Source organism: Sagittula sp. S175 (assembly GCF_049800975.1).
Classification (GTDB): Bacteria; Pseudomonadota; Alphaproteobacteria; order Rhodobacterales; family Rhodobacteraceae; genus Sagittula.
The window spans coordinates 111,483-126,565 of sequence record NZ_JBNAGB010000008.1 but is presented as its reverse complement, the minus strand read 5'-3'; the positions used below and the strand labels follow the sequence as shown (position 1 = coordinate 126,565).

The 15,083-nt window shown below is 65.3% G+C and carries 12 protein-coding genes; all 12 read right to left on the bottom strand.

Annotated features, from left to right (window positions below):
- Nucleotides 1–44: 44 nt before the first annotated feature.
- The 12 genes from ACP16H_RS12410 to ftsW all read right to left on the bottom strand — a co-directional run bounded on the left by ACP16H_RS12410 (nucleotide 45) and on the right by ftsW (nucleotide 14,868).
- The gene (locus ACP16H_RS12410; protein WP_425072617.1) at nucleotides 45–782 is read right to left on the bottom strand and encodes a glycoside hydrolase family 25 protein; all 738 of its coding nucleotides are present in this window, start codon (nucleotides 780–782) and stop codon (nucleotides 45–47) included.
- A gap of 164 nt (nucleotides 783–946) precedes the next feature.
- Complete coding sequence (gene ftsZ / locus ACP16H_RS12405) at nucleotides 947–2,584, bottom strand: cell division protein FtsZ (RefSeq protein ID WP_425072616.1); 1,638 nt, start codon at nucleotides 2,582–2,584, stop codon at nucleotides 947–949.
- 440 nt (nucleotides 2,585–3,024) lie between these two features.
- The gene (gene ftsA, locus ACP16H_RS12400; RefSeq protein ID WP_425072615.1) at nucleotides 3,025–4,353 is read right to left on the bottom strand and encodes a cell division protein FtsA; all 1,329 of its coding nucleotides are present in this window, start codon (nucleotides 4,351–4,353) and stop codon (nucleotides 3,025–3,027) included.
- A 25-nt stretch (nucleotides 4,354–4,378) separates the two neighbouring features.
- A complete protein-coding gene (locus tag ACP16H_RS12395; protein ID WP_425072614.1) occupies nucleotides 4,379–5,308 on the bottom strand; it encodes a cell division protein FtsQ/DivIB in 930 nt (309 codons plus the stop codon).
- Nucleotides 5,296–6,210 carry a D-alanine--D-alanine ligase gene (locus ACP16H_RS12390; protein WP_425072613.1) on the bottom strand — a complete coding sequence of 305 codons (915 nt, stop codon included), beginning with the start codon at nucleotides 6,208–6,210 and terminating at the stop codon, nucleotides 5,296–5,298. The genes ACP16H_RS12395 and ACP16H_RS12390 overlap by 13 nt, the downstream gene beginning before the upstream one ends.
- A 337-nt stretch (nucleotides 6,211–6,547) precedes the next feature.
- Complete coding sequence (gene murB / locus ACP16H_RS12385; protein WP_425072612.1) at nucleotides 6,548–7,483, bottom strand: UDP-N-acetylmuramate dehydrogenase; 936 nt, start codon at nucleotides 7,481–7,483, stop codon at nucleotides 6,548–6,550.
- 158 nt (nucleotides 7,484–7,641) lie between these two features.
- A complete protein-coding gene (locus ACP16H_RS12380) occupies nucleotides 7,642–9,006 on the bottom strand; it encodes a hypothetical protein (RefSeq protein ID WP_425072611.1) in 1,365 nt (454 codons plus the stop codon).
- 340 nt (nucleotides 9,007–9,346) lie between these two features.
- Nucleotides 9,347–9,607 carry a DUF2484 family protein gene (locus ACP16H_RS12375; protein WP_425072610.1) on the bottom strand — a complete coding sequence of 87 codons (261 nt, stop codon included), beginning with the start codon at nucleotides 9,605–9,607 and terminating at the stop codon, nucleotides 9,347–9,349.
- Nucleotides 9,608–9,663: 56 nt separating this feature from the next.
- Nucleotides 9,664–10,836: an APC family permease gene (locus ACP16H_RS12370; RefSeq protein ID WP_425072609.1), complete on the bottom strand. Its 1,173-nt coding sequence runs from the start codon at nucleotides 10,834–10,836 to the stop codon at nucleotides 9,664–9,666.
- Nucleotides 10,837–11,061: 225 nt separating this feature from the next.
- The gene (gene murC, locus ACP16H_RS12365) at nucleotides 11,062–12,459 is read right to left on the bottom strand and encodes a UDP-N-acetylmuramate--L-alanine ligase (protein ID WP_425072729.1); all 1,398 of its coding nucleotides are present in this window, start codon (nucleotides 12,457–12,459) and stop codon (nucleotides 11,062–11,064) included.
- Nucleotides 12,460–12,472: 13 nt separating this feature from the next.
- Nucleotides 12,473–13,609, bottom strand: coding sequence for a UDP-N-acetylglucosamine--N-acetylmuramyl-(pentapeptide) pyrophosphoryl-undecaprenol N-acetylglucosamine transferase (locus ACP16H_RS12360; protein WP_425072608.1), 1,137 nt, complete (start codon nucleotides 13,607–13,609; stop codon nucleotides 12,473–12,475).
- A gap of 92 nt (nucleotides 13,610–13,701) precedes the next feature.
- Nucleotides 13,702–14,868, bottom strand: coding sequence for a putative lipid II flippase FtsW (ftsW, locus tag ACP16H_RS12355; RefSeq protein WP_425072607.1), 1,167 nt, complete (start codon nucleotides 14,866–14,868; stop codon nucleotides 13,702–13,704).
- Between the last annotated feature and the right edge of the window lie 215 nt (nucleotides 14,869–15,083).

Genomic DNA, 15,083 nt, shown 5'->3' with positions numbered 1-15,083 from the left:
CATTCGGCCCGTCACTCACGGCATGTTACAGGGGGCAAAGCGGATTATTTCGGTGTGATCTCCAGCACCAGCGCCAGCAATTTCGCCGCGCCGCCGTTGAAATGATCCATGTCCACCGCGCCCGTGATGCCCTCGACCGACCCGTTCTGGCTGTACTGCCAGAAGGTCCAGGTGTCCCAGCCCGTCACCGCCTTGGGCTGACTCACGCCATATTCCGCCACCCACAGCGGATAGGCCCCAAAGCTGTCGTCGAAATGCGCGTTCCAGAAGCCGGGGCTGGTGTAGATGATCGGCTTGCGCCCGTAATGCGCCTCCAGCGTTTCGAGGAACTCGTGCAGGTCCGGGATCAGGTCATCGTCCGGCACCATGTTGCCGCTCATGGTCTCCACATCGACCATCGGCGGCAGGTCGCCCTTCCCCAGCTTCACCTTGGCGATGAAATTCTCTGCCTGCGGGCCGGGTTCGTCGCCGGTGACGTAGAAATCATAGGCCCCCCGCAGGATCCCGGCGGCCTTCATGTCCTCCCAATTGTGGGCGAACTCCGAATCCTCGTTGGTGTTGCCCTGTACGGCCTTCGCATAGGCATAGTTAATCCCGGCAGCCTTCACCGCGACCCAATCCACATGCCCCTGGTAATGCGAGACATCTATCCCCCGCACCTGCTTGCCGATCAGCGGGCGGACCGCCGCGCCAATGGCAGCGGCCCGATCGGTGTCCGGGCCGGGAGGCGCAGGGGTCAGGGTCGTTTCGGGCGCCGTACAGGCAGCCGCCAGGCACAGCATAAAGGCCTTCGCCAACCTTCCAATACGTCGCGATACAAGCATCAGGCGATTCCTAGGAAATGAAATCACCTTACCGGGAAACCTGCCCAATCTCACAACGAAAAACGCCCCCTGTCATCGACAGAGGGCGCCTTCCACGAGGGTCTCGGTCTCCGAGACGGTCTTTAGTTTGCCTGGCGGCGCAGGAATGCCGGGATCTCGATGCGATCCTCTTCCGGCTCGGCCTCGGGGGCCGGAGCGGGTGCCGGGCGGTGGCCTTGAACCGGCGGCTGCTGGCGGCGCTGCGGTTGCTGCGGCTGCTGCTGCTCGCCACCGTGGCCGGTCATGCGACCGATCAGCGAGTTCACCGAGAACCGCGGCTTGTCTGCGGCTTCGACCTCGGACACGGCCTGCTGGGCGGCTGCACCGTAGCCGATGCCTTCACGCGAACGGGCGGCGGCGGCTTTCAGGCGGTCCAGCGTCGCCGGGCTCGGCTCACCGGGAGTGGGCTTGCGCGGTGCGACGAAATCGTTCGGGTCAGCTTCGATGCTGTCCGGCTGCGGACGGAAGTCCGACATCTGCGGCTGATAGGCCGGCGGCGGCAGGCCGTCGTCCATGGCCACGGGCGCGGCGGTGGGCGCCTCGTCCTCGAAGATGTCTTCCATCTGCTCTTCAGCGGCTGCGCGCTCGCTGTCGAAATCGTTGAACAGCGGTTCCTGAACCGGAGCGTGGGACACGGTCTGCGCGACCACCGGCTGCGGTGCGGGCTGCTGCGGCGCGGGCGCCGGAGCGGCGGCCTGCTGGCGCAGCGGCTGCGACAGCGAACGGCGCGGGACCGGCATGTCGGCCACGTTCTCGGTCGCATCGATGCCGGTCGCCACGACCGACACGCGCATCAGGCCACCCATGCTTTCGTCCATGGTCGAGCCGACGATGATGTTCGCGTCCTGGTCCACTTCCTCGCGGATGCGGTTGGCCGCTTCGTCCAGTTCGAACAGGGTCAGGTCGGTGCCGCCGGTGATGTTGATCAGCACACCCTTCGCGCCCTTGAGCGAGATCTCGTCCAGCAGCGGGTTCGCGATGGCCTTCTCGGCCGCCTGGATGGCGCGATCTTCGCCCTCGGCCTCGCCGGTGCCCATCATCGCCTTGCCCATCTCGTCCATCACGGCGCGCACGTCGGCAAAGTCGAGGTTGATGAGGCCCGGACGGACCATCAGGTCGGTCACGCCCTTCACACCCTGGTACAGCACGTCATCCGCCAGCGAGAACGCCTCGGTAAAGGTCGTCTTCTCGTTCGCCAGACGGAACAGGTTCTGGTTCGGAATGATGATCAGCGTGTCGACCATCTTCTGCAGCGTCTCGACGCCTTCCTCTGCCTGGCGCATCCGCTTGGCGCCTTCGAACTGGAAAGGTTTCGTGACAACACCGACAGTTAGAACGCCAAGTTCACGCGCTGCCTGAGCAATGATCGGCGCCGCGCCGGTGCCCGTGCCACCGCCCATCCCGGCGGTGATAAAGCACATGTGCGCGCCTGCAAGGTGGTCGACGATCGCCTCGATCGACTCTTCGGCGGCGGCAGCACCGACCGATGCGCGGGCACCTGCGCCCAGACCTTCGGTCACCTTCACACCCAACTGGATGCGGCTTTGCGCCATGCTCTGCTGAAGCGCCTGGGCGTCGGTGTTCGCGACGACGAAATCGACCCCCTCCAGGTTCTTCTCGATCATGTTGTTGACGGCGTTGCCGCCTGCCCCGCCCACGCCAAAGACCGTGATGCGCGGTTTCAAGTCTTCCTGTCCGGGCATGGAGAGGTTCAGTGCCATGGTTTGTCCGCCTGTGTTCTTATCGACTGTCGTATTGCGACTTGGTTTTCTCACCGATCCAGGCACGTCCTCTGCCTGTTAAGGGAGAGTTTACCGAGAAGTCGCTGCGGCGTCACGTAAAAAACAGGGTTAAAACACCAAATATGGCATGTTTTTGGCAGGTTTCCGCGAGTTTTCGCAGCAATGCCAAGATCATGTAGGCGACAGTTCACACGACACCAGCCACAGTGGCCGCCTGACCCTGCGTCACATCTTTCATCTTTCGCGTGTCCGTGAGGCCTGCTCGCCCCTTATTCGAGCGTTCTCCCGCCCTTATCCACAGAATCTTTAACAGGTCTTAACCGGGCCGTCACCCCATATAGTGGCCACCGGGCGCAAAACCGCCAGATGGCCGGGGATTGTCTACGACGCTGGAAAAACCATGACAGGGACGCGCCCCGTCACCAATTGTCCCGGAACCACTGCACGGCGCGCTTGAACGAGCGGGCCGGATAGCGGTCCACCGGGATCTCGAAGTCCCACCATTCGTCCTGCGGATGCGCCGCGAACAGGCACAGGCCCACGGCCCCGGCAAAGCCCGGCCCCGTCGCCGCCTGCGGCAGCCCGTGCACGCGCAGCGGACGGCCCAGTCGCACCTGCTGGCCAAGGATCTTCGACGCCAGACCATCCAGCCCGGGGATCTGCGATGCGCCCCCCGTCAGCACGATCTGCTGCGACGGCAGGTGGTCAAAGCCCGCCGCATCCAGCCGCGCCCGCACCTCTTCGAGGATTTCCTCGACGCGGGGCCGCATGATCCCGATCAGCTCGGTCCGCGAGACCGTCCGCCGGTCGTGCTCCCAATCGCCGGTCTCGCCGCCGCATTCGATCAACTCGCGGTCGTCCATGCCAGTCGCGACAACGCCACCGTAGAAGGTCTTGATCCGCTCCGCCGTCGCCATGGGCACCTGAAGCCCCATGGAAATGTCCGAGGTCACGTGATCCCCGCCCATGCGCACGGAATCCGAATAGATCATGTGCTTCTTGATGAAGATCGAGATGCCCGTCGCGCCACCGCCCATGTCGATGCAGGCCGAGCCAAGCTCCTGCTCGTCCTCCACCAGCGCCGCGATGCCCGACACATAGGCCGAGGACGCAAGCCCCGCCAGTTCCAGATCACAGCGCTTCACGCAATGCGCCAGGTTCGCCACCGCCTGCGCCTGCACCGTCAGCATGTGCATATCGCAGGACAGCTCCGCCCCGATCTGCCCGCGCGGGTCGATCAGGCCGGACCGATGGTCCAGCGCAAAGTTCACCGGCTGCGCGTGCAGCACCTCGCGGTCGTGGCCAAAGTCCGGCACGTCGCAGGCCGACAGCACGCGGGCCACGTCCTGCTCGTCTACCGTGACGCCCATGACGTCCACCTGCCCCGCCAGCCCGTAGCTGCGCGGATCGGCACCGGAAAACGCGGCGATCACGTGATCGACGCGGATGCCCGCCATCTTCTGCGCCGCCTGCACCGCCGTGCGGATCGCGCGCTCGGTCTCGCCCATGGCGTGGATTTCACCGAACCGCACCCCGCGCGAGCGTGTCGTCGCCGCGCCGATCACCCGGAACCCGGACTGGCCCGCCAGCGATCCGATCCCCTCGTCGCGCGTGTCCGATCCATCGAACCGCAGCACGAGGCAGGCGATCTTGGACGTGCCCACGTCGAGGATTGCGATCACGCCGCGCTGCATCGCAGCCCGGCGCATGTTGCGCATCGCGCGCTGGGATTCATAAAGCTCGATCATTGCCCGTACCCCTTGAAACCCTGAATCATCTGTTGCCCGCCTCGATCATTTTGATCTGCCACATCTGTTGCGTGGCCTGTTCGCTCATCCGGATCGTCGGCCGCCTCGGCAGCCGCAGATCCACAACCGTCAAATCCCGCGCCAGCAGGTCCATCTGAGGCGCCATGGACAACGCAATCACCCGCTCCAGCGCCTGCACCGCGCCGGTTTCCGGCAGCATGATGCGCTGATCCCGATCCAGCACCACGTCCCAGCGCCGCGCCCCGATGCGTTCGAACCCGCGCAGCCGCGCCTTGATCGGCCCGCTGACGGACCAAAGCCGCAGCGCCTCGGCCACGGCATCCTCGGCGCCCTCGCCCGCAATTACCGGCAGGTCGGGCCGGTCCAGCCGCGAAGTTGCCGGGCCGACCCGCACGCCGCTGTCATCCAGCATGTACAGACCCTCGGCCGACCGCCACAGCAGCGCCGGCAGGCGTTCGATGATGTCGACCTGCAAAACGCCGCCCTGACGGATGCGCAGTTCCACCGCACGGACCGGGTCCAGCGCGCCGATCTTCGCCTGCATCTCCGGCAGGTTCAGGTCAAAGGAACTGACCGGGAAATCCACCGGCACCGCCGCACGGATGACCTCGGCGGTCATGTCGGTGGCGCCGTCGATGGCCATGATCTTGACCTCGAACTCCGGGCGGCTTTCCACCGCGTCCCGCACATCGGCGACCATCCCGTTGAACGCCGTCCGGTTCGCCTCGACCGAGAACCAGCCGCCCACGCCGCCCGCGATCAGCACGACCGGCAGGACCACGCGCAGGGAAAAGCGAAAGAGCGGCGTCAGCATCAGCCGCTCGATCCGGTATTTCATGCGGCTCATGCGCGGGTCGAGCCGCGCCATCCCCGTGTCCACTCCGGGGTCCGGCTGCAGGCGCTGCTTGCGCTCGACGCCCCTCACCGCCCGCATGAAGCATCCTCCACCATCCAGGCGCAGAACTGGCCAAAGGTCATGCCCTTCAGCCCCGCGTGTTCCGGCGAAAGCGAGGTCGGCGTCATGCCCGGCTGGGTGTTGGTCTCCAACAGGATCAGCCCGCCGAGGCCCTTGGAGTCGTCCCAGCGGAAATCCGTCCGGCTCACGCCCTTGCAGCCCAGGCAGCGATGCGCGCGCACCGCGTAGTCCATGCAGGCGTCATATACGTCCTGCGGGATCTCCGCCGGGCAAACATGCCGCGACCCACCGGCCTTGTACTTGGCGTCATAGTCGTACCAGCCGTCCGTCAGGATCTCTGTCACGCCCAGCGCCGCGTCGCCCATCACCGTGCAGGTCAGTTCCCGCCCCGGGATGAAGGCCTCGACCATCACCACCTCGGGCATCTCCTCGGACATCACCGGCGGCCCGTTGGCCACCTCATGCACAAGGTACACCCCGACCGAGGACCCCTCGTTATACGGCTTCACCACGTAGGGCGGCGCCATGACATGCCCCGCCGCAACCACGCTCTTCTTTTCCAGGAAACTCTCCGCGACCGGCAGACCCGCCGCCCGATAGGCCTCCTTGGTCTTCTCCTTGTCGATCGCCATGGAGGACGCCAGCACCCCGGAATGCGTATAGGGCAGCCGCAGCCACTCCAGCATCCCCTGAATACAGCCGTCTTCGCCCCAACGGCCATGCAATGCGTTGAACACCACGTCCGGGCCGATCTCCGCCAGCCGCTGCGCCACGTCGGCGCCCGCGTCCAGTTCGATCACCTCGTATCCCTCGCCCCGAAGCGCAGCAGCACATTCCCGACCGGAAACAAGGCTGACCTCGCGCTCTGCCGAGGGCCCGCCCTTCAGTACCACCACCTTCGGGAGTGTCCCGCTCGACATCCCTTACCGCCTCTTGTCCGGGGTTGATCCCCATGTGTGTGAACGACCTTGCCTGTGGCCGTGCCCCTCCGGTCTGATGCCGGTTCTGCCGGGGCCAATGCGTCACCCCGGGGCAAATCACCCTCGAGGTCCGTGCCTTACTCTAGCCGTAATCCACAGGCAGGGAAAACCCTTTTTCGTTAATCGAAGGCCCCCTGAACGATCACATTATTCACGAAACGCCTTGAATCGTGCACCACGCGCACGGCCGACGCAGGCCGACCCGGCACAATCAGACGAAAATCGCGCCGAAAGTTCCCTTCCGGCGCGCCCCAAAGATCACGGAACCGTGAACACCTCACGGCTCGCCGATGCGCACCACTTCCCAGACCAGTTCGATCCCCTGCGTCTCGCGCACCCGCGCCCGCACTTCCTCGCCAAGCCCTTCGAGGTCCGCCGCCGTCGCGCCGCCCGCATTGATGAGAAAGTTCGAATGCATCTCGCTCATCACCGCGCCGCCGCGCCGCGCCCCGCGCATGCCCGCATCGTCGATCACCTTCCAGGCCTTCAACTCGTGCGTATCGTCCGCCGCCCCCGTGGACGACCGCCCCAGGGGGTTGCGAAAGGTGCTGCCCGCCGTGCGTTCCCGCACCGGCTGGGTCGCGTCGCGCTTGGCCACCTGCTCCTCCATCCGCGCCAGCAGCGCATCGGGCGCGCCCTCCGGCGCCTCGAACAGCGCCTCCACCAGCACCGCCCCCTCGGGCAGCACCGACGACCGATAGCCAAACGCCAGGTCATCGCGCCCCAGGGTCACCACCTCGCCCGAGCGCAGGACCACCACGGCCTCCACCAGCACATCCGCCACGTAAGAGCCGTAACACCCGGCGTTCATCCGCACGGCCCCACCGATTGTGCCCGGTATCGTGCGCAGAAATCCCAGGTCCCGCCCCTGCTCCGCCGCCCGCTTCGCTACATGCGCATCCAAGGCCGCCGCGCCACAGCGCACCCGCGACCCTTCGACCTCGATCCCGTTGAAGCCGCGCCCCAGCCGGATCACCACCGCGCGCAACCCGCCGTCCCGCACGATCAGGTTCGACCCCACGCCCATCGGGAAGATCGGCACGCCTTCGGGCAGGTCGCGCATGAAATCGGTCAGATCCTGCAAATCGGCGGGTTGAAAGACCCAATCCGCCGGGCCACCCACCCGCAGCCACGTCAGTTCCGACATGGGTTTCGCGGCGGTCAGTTTCCCCCGCACCTCGGGCATCCCTGTCTCAGGCTGGCTCTGACTCATGACACGATCTCCTTCGCGCCCCTGCTACCGCGCCCACAGGCGCCACGCAATCCACGCCAGCGAAACCCCGCGTATCCCGTAGGGTGGGATTCCAACACACCTCCCACGCCGATTCCACCGCAACGTGCGTAGGTCGGGGTTCCACCCCGACTCCCCGGTCAGGCTCCGGGTTTCGGAAGGATGTGGTCCTTGGCCGCCTTGATGATCTCGCCCGCCTGCTTGCGTCCAAACGCCAATGCTCCGACGGCCACACCGACTTCCTGAGGCACGCCGATCTGCCCCAACAGAACAGTCGTCCCGAACACCATTCCCATGTTCACCGCCGCCCCGCCGCTTTCCCACACAGCGGCAACGATCTCGTCCGCCTTTTCTCGTGGCAGGGCCGCGAACTTGTCACGGTACAACTGCCCCAAACCGACGATCTTTTCGGCCTCCGCCACGGTCGGCAGCCCTTCCACCGGAATCAAAGGAGCCATTCGCTCCAGCGCCTCATACATCACGAGAAAGGTGTGCAACTGCTGGCGACACAGATCGGGATGCTCGGCATTCAGGAAATTGTTCCCCTGCCATCGTTCGATTTCCAGCACGATCAACTGCTGCAAGGCTTCCAATGTGGCCGGAATCTCCTTTCGGTTCTCGCCCACGGTGTGCCGCACCTGATCGACAACGCGCTTGCCCGCAGCAGCACCCGCCCTCTCTGCTCGGTCCGCCTCTGCTTCTGGCGCAGGCTGCTCCCCTTTGGCTCCACCATGCCGCTCGCAGATCGCATTGATCGCCGTCAGCGCCTTGGGCACATCCTCCCAATCGATCTCCTTACTTGTCGCGATCTCCACCATCAGGGGGGACGCCGGGTCCGGCGCGGTGCCGGTCAACACGCCCTCGTACCACCACAGCCAGAACGCCCAGTCCGCAGCCGCCTCTCCGGCGGTGACGATAGCCTTCACATTGCGCCAAGCCTCCGAGAGCGGGTTATCCCCATTCCATAGAGGCGCGGCAAAGACGTCCCCTCCGGCAATAAGGCAGAGTAGGTCATTCTTGAGGCTTTCCCATCCGGCGGCGACAGCGGAGGTGCCGCTAGGGGTGTCAGCGAAGATGGCTGCTGCTGCGTCGTCTGCGGCATGGGCAGCAGAAGCAGTTTCGGCAAGACCGATCCAACTGGCAGCTCTGACCGCTTTGACCGAGGATTTTGCGGCAAATAGGGTGGCGGAATTGATGACGACGGCTTTAGCAGCGCTCTCAGCGGCGATGGCGGCCGCGCCGATTTCCTCGGTTGGACGTTTGCTCGCGACCGAGGATATTGAAAGGCTCCTCAAAATCGGCAAGGCTGTCAAATTACGTTGCCGCGCCACGGGATCTTCGGCAGCGAACCGCCACCAAACCGGCAGCACCCGCGCCGCAGCCCGTGCCGCCACGCTCACCGCGATCCGCCGCGCCTCAGCCTGTTCCGCCTCGGTCCCCTGCGGCAGCGCGTTCAGCCAAGCCTCAAGCTTTTTCCGGTTGTTGATCTCGTCAATCTTGACCACCTGCACCCCTCACCTGTCGTGGGCTTACCCTGCGCCGGTGTGCGCCCCTTGGCAATCGCCCGCGCACCGCCACAGGGGGGCGCGTTAACCTCTTTTTGTTGAAAACCCGCAGGCCGTTCAAATCCGGCCGGTTTCACCCCTGTTTCCGGCCGGTTCATCGGTAACGTCGCCGCGCCAAAGCTTAACAGCGCAACACCCCGATGCGAGTCCGCCCCCGGGGCCCCACCACATCTGGTGCGCCGCTGACCTGCGCACGCCGTGTTAACCCCACCGCGCGCAGCGTTAAGGCCGGAAATCGCCCCCTCGGGACGCTCCGTTAACCTCGCCGCGCGGTCAAACCTTACCCGTTCGCGGTGCCCGCAAACAGCCGTTTTGCCCAGCGTGCCAGGTAGATCATCGGCCAGCGCAGCAGGCTCATCCCCGCCACCAGAACCGCCAGCCCGACCCAGGGGCCGTTCTGGTAAGTGACAAAGCCGACAAGAGGAATTCCCAATGCAATCAACACGTAAGCCCGTGTCCAGTGATGGTCCTTCGAGGGGATCATCGCGGCGAGGTTCGCCGCCACGGCCCATACGCAGGCAAGGATCAAAGAGAGCGTCATGGCTCCAACCTCCAACTGCCCCCGCAGGCCTGTATAGTGTGCCATCATATCGCCTATCACACAACCCCCGCGATCAACGCCCCCCCCGACAACAAAAGCCCCGCCACCGGCACCCATCCCGGCACCTCGAAAGCCGCCCTAACCCCTTGTTTTTTCTCAAGAATAAGTGCACCATTCACCAACACAAAAACTGCCAGCAACACCGTGGTCGTCGCCTCCGCCAAGACCGCCACCGGCAAGGTCAGCGCCCCCAAAACAACTGCGCCCCCAACAAGGACACTCGCCAGAACGGGCGTGCCAAACCTCTGATGTGCATGGTGAAACATGCCCAGAAACCCGCCCTGTTCTCCCAAACCATAAAGCACCCGCGCCGCCATCACGATCTGCGCCAGAACCCCGTTCAGCGCCGCAAACACGGCGATCCCGGACAGGAACCGCGCCGAGCCGCCGGTGCCATGCTCCCAGACCAGCGCCAGCGGTTGCTCCGAGACGCCCAGAAGTTCCACGGGAACGGCCCTTACAGCAGCCCAGGCCACCAACCCGTAAAGCATTGACGTAATGACCAAAGACAGCAGGATCGCACGCGGCATGGTGCGTTCGGGATCGCGAACTTCCTCTGCCATGTTCACGATGTCTTCAAAGCCGATGAAGGCAAAGAACGCCAGCGCCGCGCCAGCGCCGACACCCGCCCAAGGCACGCCCCCAGAGGACACCGCCACAGGCTCGGCCCCCAGTCCGGCCCAGACAACCAGCCCCAACCCGGTCAATTCGACCAAGGTAAACAAGGCCGCCAATCCCAGGCTTTCCAAAACGCCAACCACGCTCACCAAAACCAGAAGGCCGCCCAGGCCCAGCAGGGCCCAAACGAAGGGGGCATCAATAATCCCAAGTAGATACCCCGCCCCCCCACGCAGGACCGCCGCCGCCGACACCGTTCCGGCAATCACAACCGCCAGACCGACCAGCACGCCCAGCCAGTCCTGCCGATAGCCTTTCGAAACGTACAACGCCTCACCCGCCGCGCGCGGATAGCGGGTCGAGAATTCCGCGTAGGAAAGCGCCGTCGGCGCGGCGATCACTCCGGCCAGGGCAAATGCCAGAGGTGCCCAGACACCCGCTTGGCCGACGACAGCGCCCGTCAGGACATAAATCCCTGCTCCGACCATGACGCCGACACCATAGGCCGTCAGCAAGCCCAACCCGATCCGACGCTTCAGTTGCTCAGCCATGTTGCCTCCACTTCCCCGCCCACCCTAGCCAAGCGCAACCGATCAGCCATGATCTGCGTCAGTCGAGGCACGTGGCCTTTCCCCTTCATCTTGATGAAAATACCGCGGAGGGGGTCTCGGGGGAGGCAGAGCCTCCCCCGGGTCGTCGCGCATCGCGCGGCGAAACGCCTGCCCCACAAGGAAAAAGGGCCCCGGAGGGCCCTTCGCGGTCTCAATTCGCAGACATTACTTTGCCAGCCGGGCCGGCAAGCCATTGGCCCAGGCAGAAATCGTCCCCGCGCCAAGGCAAACCACCATGTCACCGGGCTGGGCCTGCTCACGCACCAACCGCTCAAGGTCGTCCTCGCTGACGATGGCCCGCGCATGGCGGTGACCGTGACGCACTAGCCCCGCCACCAGATCGTCGCGCGAGGCTCCGGGAATGGGCTGTTCACCCGCGGCGTAGACCTCGGCGATGGCGACCACATCCGCCTCGTTGAAGCAGGTGCAGAATTCCTCGAAGTGATGCGACAGGCGCGTATAGCGATGCGGCTGGTGTACAGCGATCACGCGACCTTCGCAGGCCTGACGCGCGGCTTTCAACACGGCGGCGATTTCGACCGGGTGATGGCCGTAGTCGTCGATGATCGTCACGCCGTTCACTTCACCAACCTTGGTGAAGCGGCGGTTCACACCACCAAACGCCGCCAGCGCCGCACGGATCTCGTCACCCGACATGCCAAGGTGCCGCGCCACGGCAATCGCCGACAGGGCATTGGACACGTTGTGGTCGCCCGGCATCGGCAGGGTCATGCCCTCGATGACGTCGCCCGAAACCTGGAAATGCACGTCGAAATGCGCCACGCCTTTTTCGTAACGCAGACCCACGGCGCGTACGTCCGCCTGCGCGTTGAACCCGTAGGTCACCACGCGGCGGTCGGTCACGCGACCGACCAGAGCCTGTACCTCGGGGTGGTCGGTGCAGCAAACCGCCAACCCGTAGAACGGGATGTTCGACACGAAGTCATAGAACCCCTGGCGCAGATTCTCGATTGATCCCCAGTGCTCCATGTGCTCGGGGTCGATGTTGGTCACAATGGCAATCGTCGCAGGCAGACGGTTGAAGGTGCCGTCGGATTCATCCGCCTCGACCACCATCCATTCACCCTGCCCCATGCGCGCGTTCGAGCCATAGGCATGGATGATCCCGCCATTCACCACGGTCGGATCGAACTTGCCCGCATCCAGCAGCGTCGCGACCATGGTGGTCGTCGTCGTCTTGCCGTGGGTTCCGGCAATGGCGACGTTGGACTTCAGGCGCATCAGCTCGGCCAGCATCTCGGCACGGCGCACGACCGGCATGCCGCGACGGCGTGCCTCGTCCAGCTCGGGGTTGCCGGGCTTGATGGCCGAGGAGATCACGACGACCTCCGCGCCTTCGAGGTTCTCGGCCCGCTGGCCTTCGAACACGGTCGCGCCCATCGACACCAGCCGGTCGGTGATCTTCGACGCCTTCAGGTCAGAGCCCTGCACCGTGTAGCCGTGGTTCAGCAGCACTTCGGCGATGCCCGACATGCCGATGCCGCCGATGCCGACGAAGTGGATCGCGCCCACGTCACCCGGCAGCTTCGTCGCGCCCATCATGCGTGCGCCCCTCTCAATCTCCAGATCCTTCATGTCCCGCCTCGCTTTCTTGTTTTGTAAAACCTGCCAACTCTTCAACCAGATAGGCCAGATGCTCTGCGGCATCGGGCTTGGCGACCGACAGGGCCGCCATGTGCATCCTGATGGCGCCCTGTTCGTTCGACAGGATCGCCTCGATCGCGTCGCGCAGCGTGTCGACCGTCAGCTGGCTTTCGGGGATGCGGATCGCCGCCCCCGCATCCACCAGCGCCTGCGCGTTCACCGTCTGATGATCCCCCGCCGCGACCTTGTAGGGCACGAGGATCGACGGCCGTCCGATCACCGAGATATCCGCCACCGAGGACGCACCCGAGCGCGAGATGACCAGCTGCGCTTCGGACATGCGCGCCGGTACGTCATGAAAGAACGGCTGCACATCCGCCTGCACGCCGTTTTCCGCATAATAGGTATCGACCCGCTCGCCGTCCTCGTCCCGCGCCTGATGGCTGACCCGCAGGTTCTGCACCATGTCCAAAGGCAGAGCCGCGATGGCAGGCGGCACGATGTCCGACAGGATGCGCGCGCCCTGCGACCCGCCGATCACCAGCATTGACATCGGGTAAGGCCCCGGCGCGATATAGCCTGCGCCTGCGCGTTCCTTCACGGCGGCGCGCACCGGGTTGCCGGTGTGAATACCCTCGACGCCCTCCGGCAAAGTGGTCGGCCAGGTGCCGCAGGCGACCATGTCGACCTTGGGGGCAAAGATCTCGTTGACGCGGCCCAGCACGCCGTTCTGTTCGTGGATCATGCGCGGCAGTTTCAGCAGATAGGCCGCGCCCAACGCCGGGATCGACGGATAGCCACCAAAACCCACCACGGCGGCAGGACGATCACGCCGCATCCGCATCATCATCGACAGCACGCCACCGGCCACCTTGAACGGCACGCCGACCTTGGCCAGAGGCCCACCACGGGCAAAGGTGGCCGAGGCCACCTCTTCGATCTCGACCCCCTCGGGGAAAGCGCCGGTATAACGCGCGCCACGCGCGTCGGTGGACAGCTTCACGCGCCACCCGCGCGCCAGCATGATTTCGGCCAGGGCTTGCGCGGGGAACATGTGCCCGCCGGTGCCACCGGCGGCCATCACCAACAGAGGCTTGCGCTCCGTCATCCGTTCACTCCCTCGACCCGTATCCGCGCCCCTTATACCAGTCCCCCCGGCCCGTCCACCAAGGCAGGCCGGGAAAGCGCCACCTGTGGCGCTCAGCGCCGCCCGGCGCGCAAGATATCGCCGATTTCGCCCTGCGGTCGGGTCCGGGTCAGGGCCAGGAGCATGCCGACCGCAATACCGCCCGCGATCAGCGACGAGCCACCGTAGCTGACGAAGGGCAGCGTCATGCCCTTGGCCGGCAGCAGTCGGACGGCAACGCCCATGTTGATCATCGCCTGCACGCCAAAGATCGCGGCGAGGCCCGTTCCGGCGAAGCGGATGAACGGGTCCCGTTCGCGCATCAACCGGATGAAGCTGCGCACCACGATGGTGGCATAGAGCGACAGGATCACGAGGACCATGACAAGGCCGTATTCCTCGGCGGCGACCGCGATGATGAAGTCCGTGTGCGCGTCGGGCAGCGACCATTTCACAGTGCCCTCGCCCACGCCTACGCCAAAGAAACCGCCTTCGATGATGGCATTGGTGGCATAGCCCATCTGCGTGGTCGGATCGACTTCGGGGTTGAGGAAGCCGTCGATGCGGCGGGCAAAGTGCTCGGACGCGTTATAGGCCAGGGTGCCACCCGCCACGACCAGCCCGGCAAGGCCCATGAGCAGGACCATCGGTGCTCCGCCCACGAACCACATGACACCCCAGGCGAACAGCACCAGCGAGGCCTGACCAAAGTCGGGCTGCATCGCCAGCATCAGCACGATCGCCACCATGATGACGAAGGAATACATTCGCCCCGGCGGCCCGCCCAACTCCTGTCCTGCGGCCAGAAGCCATGCGGACACAACGACGAAAACGGGTTTCAGGAATTCCGAGGGCTGAACCGAGGCAAAACCCAGCGAGTACCAGCGCACCGCGCCCTTGCCAAAATCCGTGCCCAGCACAGGCAGGAAAGCCAGGGCCACAAAGGCTATACCAAATCCGACGACCGCCAGACGGCGCACCATCAGCGGCGACATCATCGAGGTCAGCATCATGACCACCATGGCCAGCCCGCCGAAAAACGCCTGCCGCTGCACGTAGTGGAAGGGGTTCAAGCCATTCCGTTCGGCCAGCGGAACCGAGGCCGCGAGCCCCAGCAGGATGCCCACCGCGAACAGCGTCAGGATACAGGACAAGCTCCACTTGTCCACCGTTCGCCACCATTTCGGAAGCACAGGTTCGCCGCCCGCCACCGGGACCGCGCCATAAACCATCTCTGTCATGAGAGCACCGCTCGACTGCCTCAGTTTCTGCCCGGTTTTCCGGGTCTGGGGTTGAGGATAGAGCAATTTGCTGCCACAGGCCAGTTAAAAGCGGTTTCGCCGCGCGGTCGCGCGGCGACCGGGGGGGGGGGGGGGGGGGGGGGGGGGGGGGGGGGGGGGGGGGGCGGGGGGGGGGGGGGGGGGGGGGGGGGGCGGGGGGGCGGCGCCGCCCGCGG

Bases quoted from the DNA above. Each gene is read 5' to 3' on its own strand.
- ACP16H_RS12410 (WP_425072617.1), bottom strand. From the start codon at position 782: ATGCTGTGCCTGGCGGCTGCCTGTACGGCGCCCGAAACGACCCTGACC.
- ftsZ (WP_425072616.1), bottom strand. From the start codon at position 2,584: ATGGCACTGAACCTCTCCATGCCCGGACAGGAAGACTTGAAACCGCGC.
- ftsA (WP_425072615.1), bottom strand. From the start codon at position 4,353: ATGATCGAGCTTTATGAATCCCAGCGCGCGATGCGCAACATGCGCCGG.
- ACP16H_RS12395 (WP_425072614.1), bottom strand. From the start codon at position 5,308: ATGCGGGCGGTGAGGGGCGTCGAGCGCAAGCAGCGCCTGCAGCCGGAC.
- ACP16H_RS12390 (WP_425072613.1), bottom strand. From the start codon at position 6,210: ATGTCGAGCGGGACACTCCCGAAGGTGGTGGTACTGAAGGGCGGGCCC.
- murB (WP_425072612.1), bottom strand. From the start codon at position 7,483: ATGAGTCAGAGCCAGCCTGAGACAGGGATGCCCGAGGTGCGGGGGAAA.
- ACP16H_RS12375 (WP_425072610.1), bottom strand. From the start codon at position 9,607: ATGACGCTCTCTTTGATCCTTGCCTGCGTATGGGCCGTGGCGGCGAAC.
- ACP16H_RS12370 (WP_425072609.1), bottom strand. From the start codon at position 10,836: ATGGCTGAGCAACTGAAGCGTCGGATCGGGTTGGGCTTGCTGACGGCC.
- murC (WP_425072729.1), bottom strand. From the start codon at position 12,459: ATGATGGGCGCGACGAAGCTGCCGGGTGACGTGGGCGCGATCCACTTC.
- ACP16H_RS12360 (WP_425072608.1), bottom strand. From the start codon at position 13,609: ATGACGGAGCGCAAGCCTCTGTTGGTGATGGCCGCCGGTGGCACCGGC.
- ftsW (WP_425072607.1), bottom strand. From the start codon at position 14,868: ATGACAGAGATGGTTTATGGCGCGGTCCCGGTGGCGGGCGGCGAACCT.